This window comes from Streptomyces sp. NPDC007875, assembly GCF_042868035.1.
GTDB classification, from domain to species: Bacteria; Actinomycetota; Actinomycetes; order Streptomycetales; family Streptomycetaceae; genus Streptomyces; species Streptomyces antimycoticus.
Window position 1 is genome coordinate 98,388 of record NZ_JBIADZ010000010.1, and the last position, 17,347, is coordinate 115,734.

Below are 17,347 nucleotides of genomic sequence, written 5' to 3' on the forward strand. Positions count from 1 at the left end.
CATCCCCACGCAGGGTGGGCCGGCCGAGGCCGCTGCGGTCCACAGCGGATTCGGGGGTCTCTTGGCCGCGCCCCTGTGGATAACTTCGTCTGCCTCGCCGGGTGGGGGAGGATGGACCCATGCCGAACCGCCTGGCGCACGAGACGTCCCCCTATCTGCTTCAGCACGCCGAGAACCCGGTCGACTGGTGGCCGTGGTCGGACGAGGCGTTCGAGGATGCGCGTCGCCGCGGGGTGCCCGTGCTGCTGAGCGTCGGCTATTCGAGCTGCCACTGGTGCCATGTCATGGCGCATGAGTCGTTCGAGGACAAGGAGACCGCCGACTATCTCAACGCCCACTTCGTCTCCGTGAAGGTCGACCGCGAGGAGCGGCCGGACGTCGACGCGGTGTACATGGAGGCGGTGCAGGCCGCGACCGGGCAGGGTGGCTGGCCCATGACGGTCTTTCTGACCCCCGAGGCCCAGCCGTTCTACTTCGGCACGTACTTCCCGCCCCGGCCCCGGCCCGGTATGCCGTCCTTCCGGCAGGTGCTGGAGGGGGTGAGCGCGGCCTGGACGGACCGCCGCGAGGAGGTGGTGGACGTCGCCGGCCGGATCGTGGAGGACCTGGCCCAGCGCACCGGGATCGCCCTGGGCTCGGATGCGCCCGCGCCGCCCGGCGAGGAGGATCTGCACGCCGCGCTCATGGGGCTGACCCGTGAATTCGACGCCACGCGCGGCGGCTTCGGCGGTGCGCCGAAGTTTCCGCCGTCCATGGCGCTGGAGTTCCTGCTGCGCCACCACGCCCGCACCGGGTCCGAGGGTGCGCTGCAGATGGTGTCGGCCACCTGCGAGGCGATGGCCCGCGGCGGTATCTACGACCAGCTCGGCGGCGGTTTCGCCCGCTATTCCGTCGATGCCGGCTGGACCGTGCCCCACTTCGAGAAGATGCTGTACGACAACGCGCTGCTGTGCCGGGTCTACGCCCATCTGTGGCGCGCCACCGGCTCGGACCTCGCGCGCCGTGTCGCCCTGGAGACGGCGGACTTCATGGTCCGCGAGCTGCGCACCGCACAGGGCGGCTTCGCCTCCGCGCTGGACGCCGACAGCGACGACGGCACCGGCAGGCATGTCGAGGGCGCGTACTACGTGTGGACGCCCGAGCGGCTGCGCGAGGTGCTGGGGGAGGCCGACGCGGAGTTCGCCGCCGGGTATTTCGGCGTGACCCAGGAGGGCACCTTCGAGCAGGGAGCCTCCGTGCTGCAGCTGCCCGACGGGGAGCGGCCGACGGACGCGGGCCGAGTCGCCTCCGTACGGGAGCGGCTGCTGGCCGCCCGGGAGCGGCGGGCCCGCCCCGGCCGCGACGACAAGATCGTGGCCGCGTGGAACGGGCTGGCCGTCGCGGCTCTCGCCGAGACCGGTGCCTATTTCGACCGCCCCGACCTGGTGGACGTCGCGACCGAGGCCGCCGAGCTGCTGATGCGCCTCCACATGGACCAGCGCGGGCGGCTGGCCCGCACCTCGCTCGACGGCACCGCGGGCGCCCACGCGGGCGTGCTCGAGGACTACGCGGATGTGGCCGAGGGCTTCCTCGCCCTGTCCGCCGTCACCGGCGACGGTGCGTGGGTGGACTTCGCCGGGCTGCTCCTGGACACCGTGCTGACCCGGTTCACCGCCGAGGACGGCACGCTGTTCGACACCGCCGATGACGCCGAGGCGCTCATCCGCCGCCCCCAGGACCCGACGGACAACGCGGCGCCGTCCGGCTGGACGGCCGCCGCCGGGGCCCTGCTGTCCTACGCCGCCATCACCGGCAGTTCCCGCCACCGGGAGGCCGCCGAGCGCGCCCTCGCCGTGGTGCGGCCCCTCGGCCCCCGGGTGCCCCGTTTCATCGGCTGGGGCCTGGCGGTGGCCGAGGCCCGGCTCGACGGGCCGCGCGAGGTGGCCGTGGTCGGCCCCGGCGACGACCCGGCGACCCGTGCCCTGCACCGCGCCGCACTCCTGGCCACCGCCCCCGGGGCGGTCGTCGCGGTCGGCGAGCCCGGCTCCGGGGAGGTCCCGCTGCTGCAGGACCGCCCCCTGCTGGAGGGACGCCCGGCGGCGTACGTCTGCCGCGGCTTCACCTGCGACGCACCCACCGCCGACGTCGAGGCCCTGACGGCGAAGCTGGGGGGCTGAGCCGGAGGGGGCGACGGGGACCCGGACCAGGTCCCGGGTCGGTTTCGGTCGGCCCCGGCCGGCTCCCAGGCCAGCCCGGGGTCAGCCCGCTGTCGGCTCCAGCGGCCCGCCCGGAAGCGCACGGCGGCTCGTAGCCGCAAGCGCGGGGCCGGGCACAGCGGGCCCCGCCCCGCGGGTCATAGCGGGATGCCTCGGGAGAGGAGGTCCAGGGCCCGGTTGATGGCCGTTGTCATGGCGTCGGCGCGGGTGGCGGTGGCCTTCGCGGTGCTCGTCGTGGTTGCCGTCGGGCGGTGGTGGTCCAGGCAGTGGAAGACGGCTTCGCGCAGGGCACCGAGGACGGCGCCCACCGCGACCCGCACTTCGAAGTCGTCCGGGGCCCGGCCGCTGCGCTCGGCCAGCGCCTCGCCCAGCAGCGTCCCGCTGTCGGCCAGGCCGCCGCTCATCCGAGCGCGCAGCGCCGGGACCTGCCGTACGAGGGCCAGCCGGGCCAGTAGTTCCTCGCGCTCCGCACCCGCCGCGGGACCCAGCAGCCCCACGACGGCATGGCGCAGGGAGGCGGCCGGGGATTCGTCCTGTGGGCGGTCGCGGATCGCCTCCGCCATGAGCGCGTCGTACTCATCGGTGAGGACGATGTCCTCCTTGGCCGGGAAGTAGCGGAAGACGGTGCTGGTCGAGACGTCGGCGGCCGCCGCGATCCGGTCCACCGGAGTGGCCTCGTAGCCCTGCTCCGCGAAGAGCCGCAGGGCGGCGCGCCGGATCGCCTGCCGGGTCTTGATCTTCTTCCGTTCGCGCAGCCCTGGCCCGGGCCTGCGCTCCGGCTGTGACGTGGTGGTGGCCTTGGGCATCTCAGGCGTGCTGGTAGGCCACCAAGGAGATGCCGACGTAGTGCACGACGAAGGCGGCCAGCGTGAAGCTGTGGAACACCTCGTGGAAGCCGAACCAGCGGGGCGAGGGGTTGGGGCGCTTGGTGCCGTAGATCACCGCGCCCACGCTGTAGAGCAACCCGCCGACGATGATCAGCGTCATGACGGCGGCGCCGCCGGTGCGCAGGAAGTCGGGCAGGAAGAAGACGGCCGCCCAGCCCAGCGCGATGTAGCACGGGGTGTACAGCCAGCGCGGGGCGCCGACCCAGAAGACCCGGAAGGCGATTCCGGCGAGCGCCCCGGCCCACACCAGCCACAGCAGCAGCTGCTTCTTGCCGTGTGGCAAAAGCAGCATCGTGAAGGGCGTATACGTGCCGGCGATGATCAGGAAGATATTGGCGTGGTCCAGCCGCCGCAGCACCGCGGCGGTGCGCGGACCCCAATTGCCGCGATGGTAAAGGGCACTGGTGCCGAACAGCGCACATGCGGTGAGCGTGAAGATGGCGCAGGCCAGCCGCCCGCGCGGACTGTCGGCGAGGGCCGTCAGCACCACCCCCGAGACCAGGACCGCGGGAAACATGCCGGCATGCAGCCAGCCGCGGAGCATCGGCTTCAGGGGGAGCGGCGGGGCCGCTTCGGGCCCTGGGGGGTTCTCAACGGCGGCATCGGACGCGGCGGCAGTCATGGCGCTCATGCTACCTACGCCACCGTAAGTTACCGGTTCATGTCGAGTGGTGATGGTCACCAAAGCGCCCACTGGACAGATGGCCCACACAGTCGGATGATCAAATGAGCGCGGTCGGCACCGGATGAGCTGAGCATCCGGGTCGCAGCCCCCAAGGGGTAGCTGTCTCCATAAACGGATATGAGTGCACATATCCGTCCAAAACCCTCAATCAAGACGCCGGAGCGCGTGCGGTTCCGGCGGGATGGAGCGATCGTGGCGCCCAGCAATGTGGCTTCCTCCCTCACGACCACCCCGAGCCCCACGAACCACCAGGAGCTCGTCTCCTGGGTCGGCGAGATCGCCGCCCTCACCCAGCCCGATCGTGTGGTGTGGTGCGACGGCTCGGAGGCGGAGTACGACCGCCTGTGCGCGGAGCTCGTCGAGAAGGGCACCTTCACACGCCTTGACTCGATCAAGCGCCCCAACTCGTACTACGCCGCCTCCGATCCGAGCGATGTGGCGCGCGTCGAGGACCGTACGTTCATATGCTCCGAGAAGGAGGCGGACGCGGGCCCGACGAACCACTGGAAACACCCCGACGAGATGCGCGAGATCTTCGCCGGGGAGCAGGGCGTCTTCCGGGGCTCCATGCGCGGCCGGACCATGTACGTCGTGCCCTTCTGCATGGGCCCGCTCGGCTCGCCGCTGTCCGCGATCGGCGTCGAGATCACCGACTCCGCCTACGTCGCCGTCTCCATGCGCACCATGACCCGCATGGGACAGGAGGTCCTCGACGTCCTCGGGGACGAGGGCTTCTTCGTCAAGGCCGTCCACACCCTCGGCGCCCCGCTGGAGCCGGGTCAGGCCGACGTTCCCTGGCCGTGCAACTCGACCAAGTACATCTCGCACTTCCCCGAGGCGCGGGAGATCTGGTCGTACGGCTCCGGCTACGGCGGCAACGCCCTGCTCGGCAAGAAGTGCTACGCCCTGCGCATCGCTTCCGTGATGGCCCGGGACGAGGGCTGGCTCGCCGAGCACATGCTGATCCTCAAGCTCACCCCGCCGCGCGGCGAGTCCAAGTACGTGGCCGCGGCGTTCCCGAGCGCCTGCGGCAAGACCAACCTCGCGATGCTGGAGCCGACCATCCGGGGCTGGACGGTCGAGACGATCGGCGACGACATCGCCTGGATGCGGTTCGGCGAGGACGGCAAGCTGTACGCGATCAACCCCGAGGCGGGCTTCTTCGGCGTCGCGCCCGGCACCGGTGAGCACACCAACGCCAACGCGATGAAGACCCTGTGGGGGAACTCGGTCTTCACCAATGTCGCGCTCACCGACGACGGCGATGTGTGGTGGGAGGGCATGACCGAGGAGCCGCCCGCCCATCTGACCGACTGGAAGGGCAACGACTGGACCCCGGCGAGCGAGACGCCCGCGGCCCACCCCAACGCCCGCTTCACCGTGCCGGCCGGTCAGTGCCCGATCATCGCGCCCGAGTGGGAGGACCCCAAGGGCGTGCCGATCTCGGCGATCCTCTTCGGCGGCCGCCGAGCCAGCGCCGTTCCGCTGGTGACCGAGTCCTTCGACTGGCAGCACGGTGTCTTCCTCGGCGCCAACGTGGCGAGCGAGAAGACCGCCGCGGCCGAGGGCAAGGTCGGCGAGCTGCGCCGCGATCCCTTCGCCATGCTGCCGTTCTGCGGCTACAACATGGGCGACTACATGGCGCATTGGGTGAAGGTCGGCAAGAACGCCGACGCCGCCAAGCTGCCGAAGATCTACTACGTCAACTGGTTCCGCAAGGACGCCGACGGGCACTTCGTCTGGCCGGGCTTCGGCGAGAACAGCCGGGTGCTGAAGTGGATCGTCGACCGACTGGACGGCAAGGCCGAGGGCGTGGAGAGCCCGATCGGGGTGCTGCCGACGCCCGAGGCGCTGGACACCGACGGTCTGGACCTCGACGACGCCTCGCTCGAGCTGCTGCTCACGGTCGACAAGGAGGTCTGGCGCGAGGAGGCGGGGCTGGTGCCCGACCACCTCAACACCTTCGGTGAGCACACGCCGAAGGAGATGTGGGACGAGTACCACGCGCTGGTGAAGCGCCTGGGCTGATCACCGCCCAAGGCCCGGGGCCCGCACCCAGGTGCGGGCCCCGGGCCTTTCCGCCGCACAGACGCCACGATCCGCACAGGCCCTACCGTCCGGTCTGGAACCCCGGCCCCGCCCACCGGCTCGGGCCGCGCCCGCGAAGCCCCGCCCTTGGGCCCGTCGGCTCGGGCCGCGCCCGCTCCCGGCGGGTGCGGCTACGCCTCGTTGAGCCCCAGTGCCGCCGCATGCGCCTCCAGCCGCTCGGCCGCCAGCGTCGAGGCCGCCGTGTCGTTCCGGGACGTGGCCACGACCAGGGCCCACCCGGCCAGGGTGTGGGCGCGCTGGTGGAGGGCGGCGATATGCGCCGCGTCCGGTTCCGTCGTAGAGGGGGCCGCGCGCAGCGGGGCGTGGCCGTCGCGCAGGCGGGCGGCCTGCTCGGCGAGGCGCTGGGCGGCGTCGTCGAGGCCGGGGTGCGGGGTGCGGGCGCGCAGCTCGTCCGTCACGGTGAGCAGCGCGGTCAGATGTCCGGCCAGCCGGATGTCCAGCTCTTCCTCGCGGGTGCGGTGCGGGAAGTCGGGCGCGGGCTCGGCCATGCTGTGGACCGATTTGGTGCGGATCGGCTCGTACATGGATGGCCTCCAAGGGGTCAGGAGACCATCCTAACTTAGACTCTGTCTAAAGTTGAGCTGAGGCTAAAAGATCAGGGTTGGCCGTATCCATCCAGGAAGTTCCCGATCCTGGTCACCGCGTCCGCCAGATCCTTCTTGGCGGGCAGCGTGACGATGCGGAAGTGATCCGGCTCCGGCCAGTTGAATCCCGTGCCGTGCACGATCATGATCTTCTCGGCCCGCAGCAGGTCCAGCACCATCTGCCGGTCGTCCTTGATCTTGTAGACCTTGGGGTCCAGCTTGGGGAACGCGTACAGCGCGCCCTTGGGCTTCACGCACGTCACGCCCGGGATCTGGGTCAGCAGGTCGTACGCCGTGTCCCGCTGCTCCAGCAGCCGGCCGCCGGGGAGCACCAGGTCGTTGATCGACTGACGGCCGCCGAGCGCCGTGGCCACCGCGTGCTGCGCCGGCATATTGGCGCACAGCCGCATATTGGCCAGGATGGTCAGCCCCTCCAGATAGCTGGCGGCGTGCGCCTTGGGGCCGCAGACCGCGAGCCAGCCGCTGCGGTAGCCCGCCACCCGGTACGCCTTGGAGAGCCCGTTGAAGGTGAGGGTCAGCAGATCGGGGGCGACGCTGGTGGTCGGGGTGTGGGTGGCCCCGTCGTAGAGGATCTTGTCGTAGATCTCGTCGGAGCAGACGGTCAGCTGATGGCGGCGGGCGATATCGGTGAGCCCGCGCAGTATCTCCTCGCCGTAGACGGCGCCCGTGGGGTTGTTGGGGTTGATGATGACGAGCGCCTTGGTGCGGTCGGTGACCTTGCGCTCGATGTCGGCGAGGTCCGGCAGCCAGTCCGACTGCTCATCGCAGCGGTAGTGGACGGCGGTGCCGCCGGCCAGTGAGACCGAGGCGGTCCACAGCGGATAATCGGGGGCCGGGACGAGGACCTCGTCGCCGTCGTCGAGCAGCCCCTGCATCGACATCTGGATCAGCTCGGAGACGCCGTTGCCGAGGAAGATGTCCTCGACGTCGAGGTCGATGCCCTGGGTCTGGTAGTGCTGCATCACCGCGCGCCGCGCGGACAGCAGCCCCTTTGCGTCGCCGTAGCCGTGGGCGTCGCCGAGGTTGCGGAGCATGTCCTCGAGGATCTCCGGGGGACATTCGAAGCCGAAGGTCGCCGGATTGCCGGTATTCAGCTTGAGGATGCGGTGTCCTGCCGCCTCCAGTCGCATCGCCTCCTCGAGTACCGGGCCACGGATTTCGTAGCAGACGTTGGAGAGCTTCGTGGACTGGATCACCTGCATGTCGGCCACCATACGGCGGAGTATCCGGAGCCGCTCGGTGTTTTTCGCCACGTGGACGGGGTGCGGGGGCGCCGTGGGGCGGGGTGCGCGACCCCGTGCGCCGTCCCCCGGGCCGCCCTCCGTGCCGGGTAACGACTCTGTTTCCGGCGTTAATTTTCGCGAACGAAGGGTTGGCCCGAACGGGTGTCCTGGCTATCGTTCACGCACTTCACCCAATCGTTCCGCTGAACGAGTAAGGGAAGGGTGCCCCCGTTCATGCCCCCGTTCACGTCCGAGACCTCCCACCGAACAGCCCCCGCCGCGGCCGGCCTGCCACGGAGGTCGCTCCTCACCACCGCGGCGGCGATCGGCGGTGCGCTCGGCGGCTCCGCCCTGCTGAGCGGCTGCTCAGGAGCCGCCTCCGCGTCCCCGACCAGGGCCGTGCCCACCCGCGGCCCGGCCGGGCGGCCCGACCGCGGCGGCACCCTGCGCATCGCCCGGCCGCCCGCCTCCGACGCCGAGACCCTCGACCCCGCGAGCGCGCTCTCCGCGTACGAATACCTCGGCGCGCTCTACAACCGGCTCGTCCGGATCGGGCCCGACGGCACCGTCGCCCCCGACCTCGCCGAATCCTGGGAGCCCGACGCCAAGGCGAGCACCTGGACCTTCCGGCTGCGCCGCGGCGTCACCTTCCACGACGGCCGCGCCTTCACCTCCGCCGACGCCGCCTACACCCTGCGCCACATCCTCGACACCGCGACCGCCTCCCCGCAGGCCCCCGTGCTGTCCCCGCTGGTCGACCCGAAGCGGCTGCGCACCCCGGACGCCCACACCCTCGTCGTGCCGCTGAAGAGCCCGCACGCCGAGTTCCCCAGCCTGCTCACCCACTACAACTGCTATGTCGTCCCGGACGGCAGCGCCCGCTCCATCGGCCGCACCGGCATCGGCACCGGCCCGTTCCGGCTCGAATCCTTCGCCGCTGCCGGGCCCGGCCGGGTCACCGCCTACCCGGACCACTGGGCCGGGCGCCCGGTCCTGGACGCCATCGACTTCTACTCCGTCGCCGATATGCAGGCCCGCTCCAACGCCCTGCTGGCCGGACAGGTCGATCTGCTCTCCCAGACCAATCTCGACTTCGCCACCGCCCGGGTCATCGCCGCCTCCGACCGCGCCACCATCGCCCGCGCCGAGAACGCCCAGTGGTACGTGCTGCCGATGCTCACCACCGAGAAGCCCTTCACCGATGTGCGGGTACGGCAGGCGATGAAGCTCGCCTACGACCCCGAGCACATCCTGAAGGCCGCCCTCCAGGGCGCGGGCACGGCCGGCTGGGACAACCCCGTCCCGCCGACCGACCCCGCCCACACCGCCGCCCACCCCGCCCACGACCCCGAGAAGGCCCGGCATCTGCTGAAGAAGGCCGGGTACGAGCGGCTGGCGGTGGACCTCTACACCTCCTCGTACGACCCGATCTTCACGCCCATGGCGCTCGCCTACCAGGAGTCGGCCGGGCGCGCCGGCATCCGGATCCGGGTCAAGACCGCGGCCGCCGACTCGTACTACACCCAGATCTGGATGAAGAAGCCGCTCATGGCCACCTACTGGTACACCGGGCGCCCCGTCGACCAGCTCCTCAACCAGGTCTTCCGCGGCGGCTCCTCGTACAACGAGACCGCCTGGGCCGACAAGGAGTTCGACGCGCTGCTCGACCGGGCCCGCCGGGAGACCGACGCGGGCCGCAGGCGCGAGCTGTACGGACAGGCGCAGACGCTGGTGATCGAGCGGGGCGGGGCCATCACCCCGATGTTCGCCGACCGGCTCGTCGGGATCTCCCGGAAGGTGCGTGGCTACGCCGAGCACGGCTTCGAGTTCGACTACCTCCGCATCGGCCTGAAGGGGGCATGAGGCGCATGCTCACCTTCCTCGTCCGTCGCGTGGTCTCCGCGCTGGGCACCCTGCTGCTCTCCTCGGTCCTGGTCTTCCTGGCCGTCCAGGCGCTGCCCGGCGATGTCGCCACCCAGGTGCTCGGCAGGGACGCCACCCCCGACGCGGTCGCCGCGCTGCGCAAGCAGATGGGGCTCGACCAGCCCGCGTGGGAGCGCTACGGCCACTGGATCAACGGCGCCCTGCACGGCGACTTCGGCACCTCGCTGGTCACCACCAAACCGGTGGGCGGCGAGGTCGCCCAGTACCTCGGCAACTCCGCCCTCATCGCCGTCGTCACCATCCTCTTCGCGGTCACCGGCTCCCTCGTCCTCGGCATCGTCGCCGGGCTCTACCGAGACCGCTGGCCCGACCACCTGATCTCCACGGTCAGCCTGATCGGGATGAGCGTCCCCGAATTCGTCGTGGCCACCGTGCTGGTGCTCGCCTTCTCCGTCACCGTGCCGGTGCTTCCCGCCGTGGTGCTGTACGGACCGGGCGCCGGCACCGGGCAGCTCCTCCCGGCGGTCTGGCTGCCCGCCGCCTCGCTCGCGATCGTCATGGCCGCGTACATCGTGCGAATGGCCCGCACCTCGGTGATCGACGTCATGGCGAGCGAATACGTCACCACCGCCCGGCTCAAGGGCCTGTCCACCTGGCGGGTGGTCACCCGGCACGCCCTGCCCAGTGCCCTGCTGCCCACCCTCCACGTCATCGCGCTCAACGTGGCCTGGCTGGTGGGCGGCGTCGCCGTGGTCGAGAACGTCTTCAACTACCCCGGCATCGGCAAGCTGATGCTCTCCTCCGTCCAGAACCGCGACCTGCCCGTCATCCAGGCCGTCGCCCTCATCAGCGCCGTCGTCTACGTCCTGTGCAACCTCGCCGCCGACCTCGGCTCCATGGCCCTCAACCCCAAGCTCCGCACCCGAGGAGGGAGGATCCGATGAGCTCACTGGAAGATCCGATCAGCTCCCTGACGGCACCCGCGGGCGCGGCCCCGGCCGCCGCTCCGCCCGCGCCCGTCCGGCCCGGTGTCGCCGCCCGCACCTGGCGCGCCGTGCGCTCCTCCCGCCCCACCGCCATCGGGCTCGCGATCGTCGCCGTCCATCTCGTGGTCGCGCTGCTCGCCCCGCTGCTCACCCCCTACCACCCCACCACCGGCGACGCCTCGCACGCGCTGCTGGGGCCCGGCGCGGACCACTGGGCGGGCACCGACAGCTACGGGCGCGATGTGCTGACCCGGGTGCTGTACGGCGGGCGGTACGCGCTCGGCGTCTCCGTCGCCGCGACCGTCCTCACCGTCGCCCTCGGCGCCGTCCTCGGCTGTGCGGCCGCCCTGCGCGGCGGCTGGCTGGACGATCTGCTGATGCGCGTCCTGGACGCGGTGCTGTCCATCCCCGCGATCCTCGTCCTGCTGGTGATCGTCACCGCGCTGGGCACCGGATCCTCGGTCATCGTGCTGGCCATCGCCGTCGTCTGCGTCCCCCAGGTGGTACGGGTCGTGCGCGGCGCCGCGCTCGCCGTCGTCCCCCAGGACTACGTCACCGCGGCGCGCGCCCGCGGCGAGAGCACCTGGGCGATCCTGCGCCGTGAGGTGCTGCCCAACATCACCGACGTGGTGTGCGTCGAGTTCGCGATGCGCGCCTCCTGGGTGGTGCTGCTGATCTCCTCGCTGTCCTTCCTCGGCTTCGGCGCCGACCCGCCCACCCCCGACTGGGGGCTGATGGTCTCGGAGAACCGCACCGCCATCACCGTCGTCCCGATGGCCAGCCTCGCGCCGATCATCGCCCTGGCCACGCTGGTGGTCGGGCTCAACCTCGCGGCCGACGGCCTGTCCAAGGCGTGGGGCGTGGACCGGATCCGGGAGGGCTCCTGATGACGCCCATTGTGTCGGCGGAGGCGACTGTTCCGTCGGAGACGACGCCCATCGTCTCGGTGGACGCCCTGTCCGTGGCCTACCGCTCGGGCGGGCGCGAGGTGCCCGTCGTGGACGAGGTGTCGCTGCAGGTGCGCCCCGGCCGGACGCTGGCCCTGGTCGGCGAGTCGGGCAGCGGCAAGTCGACGGTCGCCGCGACGCTTCTGGGGCATCTGCGGCACGGATCCCGGCTGACCGGCGGACGTGTCGCCGTCGAGGGCAGGGACGTCTTCGCGCTCGGCGCGCGAGAGCTGCGGCGGCTGCGCGGCGGTACGGTCGCGATGGTCTCCCAGAACGCGGGCCACGCCCTGACGCCGAGCATGCGCATCGGACGGCAGATCGCGGAGGCGGGCGGCGAGGTGCCCGTCACGGACCTGCTGGAGCAGGTCAGGCTGCCGCACCCCCGCGAACTCGCCCGCCGCTATCCGCATGAGCTCTCCGGCGGACAGCAGCAGCGCGTGGCCATCGCCATGGCCATCGCGGCCCGCCCCAAGGTGCTCGTCCTGGACGAGCCCACCACCGGCCTCGATGTGATCACCCAGCGCGGGGTGCTGGACCTGGTCGGCGCCCTGCGCGAGGAACTCGGCCTCGCCGCCGTCCTGGTCAGCCATGACCTCGGCGTGGTCGCGCACATGGCCGACGAGGTGTGCGTGCTGCGCGCCGGGCGGGTCGTCGAGGCCGCCCCCACCCGACGGCTCTTCGCCGCCCCCGGCGACCCGTACACCCGCCGCCTGCTGGCCAGCGTCCCGCGCATCGCGGACGCCGGGCTGGCGCTGGTGGGCGAGGACGGTACGCGGGAGATCCGCCCCCGGGCCGAGGTGCCCGCGGACGCGGCCGAGGCGCTGGACGTACGAGAGGTGACGATCGACTACGGCACCAGCCGCGCCGTGGACGGGGTCTCCTTCAGCGTGCGGAGGGGGGAGGTGCTGGCCCTGGTCGGAGAGTCGGGTAGCGGCAAGTCGACGATCGCGTGGTCACTGGCGGGGCTGCGGGGGCCGTCGGGCGGGACGATGCGGGCTGGGGCGGGGGGTGTGGTGGGCGGTGCGTCCGGGGCTGCGTCGGGCCGTACGCCCGACGGTGCGGTGGGCGGTGCGTCCGGCGGTGACCTGGGGGTCCCCGCGCGGCGGCGCCCGCTCGCCCTGCGCCGCACCGTGCAGCTCGTCTTCCAGAACGCCGACACCTCGCTCAATCCGCGGCGTTCGGTGGGCGATGCGATACGGCGGCCCCTGCGCTTCTTCGGCTCGGCGGGGTCGCGGGGCGAGGTGGCCTCGCGGGCCCGGCAGCTGATCGCCGACGTTCGCCTCGACCCCGACTTCGCCGACCGGCTGCCCGCGCAGCTGTCGGGCGGCCAGCGCCAGCGGATCGGGATCGCGCGGGCGCTGGCCGGGGAGCCGGAGGTACTGATCGCGGACGAGATCACGACGGCGCTGGACGTGTCCGTACAGGCCGATGTGTTGCGGCTGCTGGACGATCTGCGCCGGGAGCGGGAGTTGGCGTGCCTGTTCATCAGCCACGACCTGGCGGTGGTGCGGGGGATCGCGGACCGGGTGGTGGTGCTGCGGCACGGGCTGGTGGTGGAGGAGGGGCCCACGGATGCGGTGTTCGAGGGGCCGGGGCATCCGTATACGCGAGCGCTGATGGCGGCGGCGCTGGAGCCGGATCCGGAGGCGGAGGGGGTGGCGGTGTCGGCCGAGGAGTGGGCCGATGCGGCCGAGCCGGGGGCGATCTGGGATGAGTTGGGCGGAGGGCACCGGGTGCGCAGGTGGCGGCCGGCGGATGGTTAGCCCCCACCCCGCCCCATCCCGATACCGGGGCCGGCCCCGGCCCCCGCGGAGGGTGCCCCCTGAGGCATCGCCGCCGGGTGCGGGCCGGTGGGCGGGTTGTGCCCACCCGCTCCGCCGGGGGCACCTCCCAGCGGTAGCTGGGGGAGGAACGACTGCCCACGACCGGGTCGGATGCGGCCCGCCGCAGGCGCGCCCGAGGGGTGGCCGGGGCCGTGCCCCTGAACCTGCGCCGGACCTGTGCCCAGAGCCTCGCCGGGTGGGGCCTCCAGCCTCCGAGCGAGCTGCGCGCGGCGCAGTTCAAGCCCCTCCGGCGATTGAGGAGCGGGGGCCGGGGCGGAGCCCGGGTTCGGGAAGGGGCGGGGTGGGGGCTTGCCCGCTGCAGGCGCACCACCCGACCCGCAGACAACCCACCCCCGACCCGCAGGCGCACCACCCGACCCTCAGACAACCCACCCCCGACCCGCAGGCGCACCACCCGACCCTCAGACAACCCACCCCCGACCCGCAGGCGCACCCGACCCTCAGACAACCCACCCCCGACCCGCAGGCGCACCACCCGACCCTCAGACAACCCACCCCCGACCCGCAGCCAACCCGCACCCCGTAAGGAGAAGCGTGAAGTACCGCGAGACGTTCGCCCGCAAGGTGCGGGTCGAGGACGTATGGATCCCCACCCGGGACGGGAAAACGCGGCTGCACGCACGCATCTGGCGCCCGACCGACGCCGAGACCGTCCCCGTCCCCGCCCTCCTCGAATACCTCCCGTACCGCAAGAGCGACTGGACCGCACCCCGCGACGCCCAGCGCCACCCCTGGTACGCCGGGCACGGCTATGCCTCCGTACGGGTCGACCTGCGCGGCAGCGGCGACTCCGAGGGCGTGATGCTCGACGAGTACACCGCGACCGAACTCGCCGACGGCGTCGACGTCGTCAACTGGCTCGCGGAACAGCCCTGGTGCACCGGCAAGGTGGGGATGTTCGGGATCTCCTGGGGCGGGTTCAACTCCCTCCAGATCGCCGCCCTGCGCCCCGAGCCCCTGAAGGCGATCGTCACCGTCTGCTCCACCGACGACCGTTACGACAACGACGTCCACTACACGGGCGGCGCCGTCCTCGGCATCGACATGCTCGCCTGGGCCGGGACCATGCTGGCCTTCACCGCCCGCCCCCCGCACCCCACCTCCGTCGGCGAGGACCGCTGGCTGCCCATGTGGCGGGAGCGGCTCGACGCGCTCGAGCCATATCTGCACACCTGGCTCGCCCACCAGGAGCGGGACGACTACTGGCGGCACGGCAGCGTCTGCGAGGACTACGGCGCGATCGAGGCCGCCGTGCTCGCGGTCGGCGGCTGGGCCGATCCGTACCGGGACACCGTGCTGCGCCTGCTGGAACACCTGGACGCGCCCGTGCGCGGGCTCATCGGCCCCTGGTCGCATCAGTACCCGGACCGGGGGCTGCCACCGGGCCCGGCGATCGGCTTCCTGCAGGAGACGCTGCGCTGGTGGGACCACTGGCTCAAGGACGAGCCGACCGGCGTGCTGGACGAGCCGCCGCTGCGCGCCTGGATCAACGACCCCGTACCGCCCGCCACCTCGTACGACACCATGCCCGGCCGCTGGGTCGGCGAGGACGCCTGGCCGTCGCCGTCCATCACCTGGGACGAACGCTCCCTCGGCGGCCCCGCCGACGAGCCGGTGATCGTCCGCTCGCCGCTGCACACCGGGCTGGACGCGGGCCGTTTCTTCCCCTTCGGCAACGCCACCGATCTGCCGCCCGACCAGCGCGAGGAGGACGGCCGCTCGGCCTGCTTCGACTCGGCGCCGCTGACCGAGAGGGTCGAGATCCTCGGCCGTCCCCGCATACGGCTGCGCCTCGACAGCGCCACCCCACGCGCCCATGTCATCGCCCGCGTCTGCGATGTGGCGCCCGACGGCTCCTCCACCCTCGTCACCCGTGGGGTGCTCAACCTGCTCTCCCGCAAGGGGCGGGACAAGGCCGTGGAGTGGGAGCCAGGGCGAGAAGAGGACGTGGAGTTCGAGCTGAACGCCACCGGCTACGCCTTCCCGCCCGGCCACCGCATCAGGGTCGCCGTCTCCGACGCGTACTGGCCGTGGGTCTGGCCGCACGGCGAGCGCGGCCGGCTGACCGTACGGCCCGGGGACAGCGCCCTGCTGCTGCCCGTACGGGATCCGGGCGCCGACGCGGGCCGCCCGCCCATCGTCTTCGAGGAGCCCGAACAGGCCGCGCCGCTCGCCGTGACCGTCGACCCGCCCACCGAACCACGCCCCGAGCGGACCATCACCCACGATGTGGCGACGGGCGAGTGGGTACTGGACGTGGACCCCAACTACGGCGGCTCCCGCACCTATCCCGACGGACTCCGCTACGAGGAGAGCGCCCGCGAGACGTACCGCATCCGCTCCGACGATCCGCTGTCGGCCGTGGCAAGCTCTCGGTGGACCATCCGGCTGCGGCGCGGGGCCTGGGACACGGAGGTCGTCACCGCCGTGGAACTGCGTGCCACGGCGGAGGAATTCATCATGGACAGCAGCATCGAGGCACGGGCGAACGGAGAGACAGTGGCCACGCGCGCATGGCACCACACCACGCCGAGGACATCCGCGTGACGTCCCCCGCCGAACGCCGACCCCCGCGACGCGCCGTCGACGCCTCGCGCCGCACCCGGCAGCCCACCGAGGTGCGCCGCCGCCTCATCGTGGAGGCTGCCGTTCCGCTCATCGCGGAGCGCGGCACCAAGGGGGTCGGAGTGCGCGAGGTGGCGGCCGCGGCCGAGGTCTCGGTCGGCACGGTCACGTACCACTTCGAGAGCGTGCAGGAAGTCCTCTCCGAGGCGATGGTCCTGCACATAGAGCGCTACTACACCGCGTTGAGCGAGGCCGCCGCGAAGGCCACCAGCGGCGCGGAGGGGCTGCGGCTGCTCATCGACGCGCTCTTCACGGACGACACGGACCAGCACTGGCGGATGTGGTTCGACTACTGGAACGCGGGCGAACGCGACCAGTCCTTCGCCCGTGGCCAGGCCGAGCGCTACGAGGCATGGCACGGCGAGATCCAGTCCCTGGTCGAACGGGGCCGGGACGAGGGCGACTTCGTATGCGGCGACCCGGCCGACTTCGCCCTCCGCTTCTCCGCCCTGGCCGACGGCCTGGCCCTGCGCCGCCTGCGCCAGGCCCCCGCCCTGACCGTGGGGGACGCCCGCCGCCACCTGCGCCGCTTCGTGGCGGCGGAGCTGGAGGGCTGAGCGGGAAGTGCCCCGCCCCTCCCGGCGGTGCCCGGAGGAACCGGGACAGGGCGCCTCAGGTCAGCCGGTGCAGCGGATCAGGCTGATCCTGGCGCCTCTGGGCGCGGCGTTCGGGCTGTGGGGGAGACCTCGACGACCGTGCCCGGCTTGCCGTTCTTGCCGCTTCCACCTCGCCGACCTTGCGGAGCTCGAGGCACCATGATCCGCCGAACGTGGGCGTCCGGAGCATCCTTGGCGGCGATCGCTGCATGGCCACGGTGAGAGCTGGGTCACAGGGCGAGGCGCGCGACGGGTCCGCGACGGGCGGCGAACGCGGCGGGGGGGGGGGGGGGGGGGGGGGGGGGGGGGCCGCCCCCCCCCCCCCCACCCCCGCTCCCTTGTCGGGGCGACCGGGCCCGAGTCCCGTTCGCGTGTCGGCACGCCCAGCCCTCACTCCCATACGCCCAGATGCACAAAAGGAAACCGGCCCAACGGCTTCGCGCACGTCTTCTCAGCGTCCGCCAGGCGACTGGAGACGGGACGCCGGGGCGAATTACCGAAGGAATTCACCGGGTCGACGCGCATGCGGTTCGGCCCGACGACAAACACCCTGGTCACGCTGGCAGTGCTCGGGGGACCCGCGGTCGAGACGGAGTCGATGGTCGCGGTCGACATCCGGACCGGAAAGATCCATCCGGAACCGCCGGGGCCGAGGGGCGGAGCCCTTCGTCTCGGGAAGGGGCGGGGTGGGGGACTCTCCGCCGGAGGCACCCACGCCCCGCACCCGGGGCAGGCGCCGCGCCCCCAGATTCCCGCCCCCG

12 protein-coding genes are annotated in these 17,347 nt (G+C 72.2%); 8 read left to right on the top strand and 4 right to left on the bottom strand.

The annotated features are described in order from the left end of the window. Positions 1–119 precede the first annotated feature (119 nt). Positions 120–2,156 (top strand): thioredoxin domain-containing protein, encoded by a 2,037-nt coding sequence (locus ACFYOY_RS22085; RefSeq protein ID WP_351887034.1) that lies wholly within the window; start codon positions 120–122, stop codon positions 2,154–2,156. 176 nt (positions 2,157–2,332) lie between these two features. On the opposite strand, the gene ACFYOY_RS22090 is transcribed toward ACFYOY_RS22085, so the two are convergent. Both ACFYOY_RS22090 and ACFYOY_RS22095 read right to left on the bottom strand, forming a co-directional pair. Then, the gene (locus tag ACFYOY_RS22090; RefSeq protein WP_351887037.1) at positions 2,333–3,001 is read right to left on the bottom strand and encodes a TetR family transcriptional regulator; all 669 of its coding nucleotides are present in this window, start codon (positions 2,999–3,001) and stop codon (positions 2,333–2,335) included. A gap of 1 nt (position 3,002) precedes the next feature. Further along, a complete protein-coding gene (locus tag ACFYOY_RS22095; protein WP_388588981.1) occupies positions 3,003–3,704 on the bottom strand; it encodes a hemolysin III family protein in 702 nt (233 codons plus the stop codon). 255 nt (positions 3,705–3,959) lie between these two features. Here ACFYOY_RS22095 and ACFYOY_RS22100 point away from each other — a divergent pair, with 255 nt between their 5' ends. Then, positions 3,960–5,795: a phosphoenolpyruvate carboxykinase (GTP) gene (locus ACFYOY_RS22100; protein ID WP_351887043.1), complete on the top strand. Its 1,836-nt coding sequence runs from the start codon at positions 3,960–3,962 to the stop codon at positions 5,793–5,795. 191 nt (positions 5,796–5,986) lie between these two features. On the opposite strand, the gene ACFYOY_RS22105 is transcribed toward ACFYOY_RS22100, so the two are convergent. Beyond that, a complete protein-coding gene (locus tag ACFYOY_RS22105; protein WP_351887046.1) occupies positions 5,987–6,400 on the bottom strand; it encodes a hypothetical protein in 414 nt (137 codons plus the stop codon). Positions 6,401–6,471: 71 nt separating this feature from the next. Continuing rightward, positions 6,472–7,683: a pyridoxal phosphate-dependent aminotransferase gene (locus ACFYOY_RS22110; protein WP_351887290.1), complete on the bottom strand. Its 1,212-nt coding sequence runs from the start codon at positions 7,681–7,683 to the stop codon at positions 6,472–6,474. 255 nt (positions 7,684–7,938) lie between these two features. Here ACFYOY_RS22110 and ACFYOY_RS22115 point away from each other — a divergent pair, with 255 nt between their 5' ends. The 6 genes from ACFYOY_RS22115 to ACFYOY_RS22140 all read left to right on the top strand — a co-directional run bounded on the left by ACFYOY_RS22115 (position 7,939) and on the right by ACFYOY_RS22140 (position 16,547). Continuing rightward, positions 7,939–9,567 (top strand): ABC transporter substrate-binding protein, encoded by a 1,629-nt coding sequence (locus ACFYOY_RS22115; protein ID WP_351887049.1) that lies wholly within the window; start codon positions 7,939–7,941, stop codon positions 9,565–9,567. A 5-nt stretch (positions 9,568–9,572) separates the two neighbouring features. Then, positions 9,573–10,532: an ABC transporter permease gene (locus ACFYOY_RS22120; RefSeq protein WP_351887293.1), complete on the top strand. Its 960-nt coding sequence runs from the start codon at positions 9,573–9,575 to the stop codon at positions 10,530–10,532. Then, a complete protein-coding gene (locus ACFYOY_RS22125) occupies positions 10,529–11,461 on the top strand; it encodes an ABC transporter permease (protein ID WP_351887052.1) in 933 nt (310 codons plus the stop codon). Before ACFYOY_RS22120 ends, ACFYOY_RS22125 begins: the two co-directional genes overlap by 4 nt. After that, entirely contained in the window at positions 11,461–13,284 is a 1,824-nt protein-coding gene (locus ACFYOY_RS22130; protein ID WP_388588986.1) for a dipeptide ABC transporter ATP-binding protein, read from the top strand. The genes ACFYOY_RS22125 and ACFYOY_RS22130 overlap by 1 nt, the downstream gene beginning before the upstream one ends. Positions 13,285–13,899: 615 nt before the next feature. Further along, positions 13,900–15,912, top strand: coding sequence for a CocE/NonD family hydrolase (locus ACFYOY_RS22135; protein ID WP_351887058.1), 2,013 nt, complete (start codon positions 13,900–13,902; stop codon positions 15,910–15,912). After that, positions 15,909–16,547, top strand: a complete 639-nt coding sequence (locus ACFYOY_RS22140; RefSeq protein ID WP_351887061.1) for a TetR/AcrR family transcriptional regulator — start codon at positions 15,909–15,911, stop codon at positions 16,545–16,547. The genes ACFYOY_RS22135 and ACFYOY_RS22140 overlap by 4 nt, the downstream gene beginning before the upstream one ends. Positions 16,548–17,347: the final 800 nt, after the last annotated feature.

Bases quoted from the DNA above. Each gene is read 5' to 3' on its own strand.
- ACFYOY_RS22085 (WP_351887034.1), top strand. From the start codon at position 120: ATGCCGAACCGCCTGGCGCACGAGACGTCCCCCTATCTGCTTCAGCAC.
- ACFYOY_RS22090 (WP_351887037.1), bottom strand. From the start codon at position 3,001: ATGCCCAAGGCCACCACCACGTCACAGCCGGAGCGCAGGCCCGGGCCA.
- ACFYOY_RS22095 (WP_388588981.1), bottom strand. From the start codon at position 3,704: ATGACTGCCGCCGCGTCCGATGCCGCCGTTGAGAACCCCCCAGGGCCC.
- ACFYOY_RS22105 (WP_351887046.1), bottom strand. From the start codon at position 6,400: ATGTACGAGCCGATCCGCACCAAATCGGTCCACAGCATGGCCGAGCCC.
- ACFYOY_RS22110 (WP_351887290.1), bottom strand. From the start codon at position 7,683: ATGCAGGTGATCCAGTCCACGAAGCTCTCCAACGTCTGCTACGAAATC.
- ACFYOY_RS22115 (WP_351887049.1), top strand. From the start codon at position 7,939: ATGCCCCCGTTCACGTCCGAGACCTCCCACCGAACAGCCCCCGCCGCG.
- ACFYOY_RS22120 (WP_351887293.1), top strand. From the start codon at position 9,573: ATGCTCACCTTCCTCGTCCGTCGCGTGGTCTCCGCGCTGGGCACCCTG.
- ACFYOY_RS22125 (WP_351887052.1), top strand. From the start codon at position 10,529: ATGAGCTCACTGGAAGATCCGATCAGCTCCCTGACGGCACCCGCGGGC.
- ACFYOY_RS22130 (WP_388588986.1), top strand. From the start codon at position 11,461: ATGACGCCCATTGTGTCGGCGGAGGCGACTGTTCCGTCGGAGACGACG.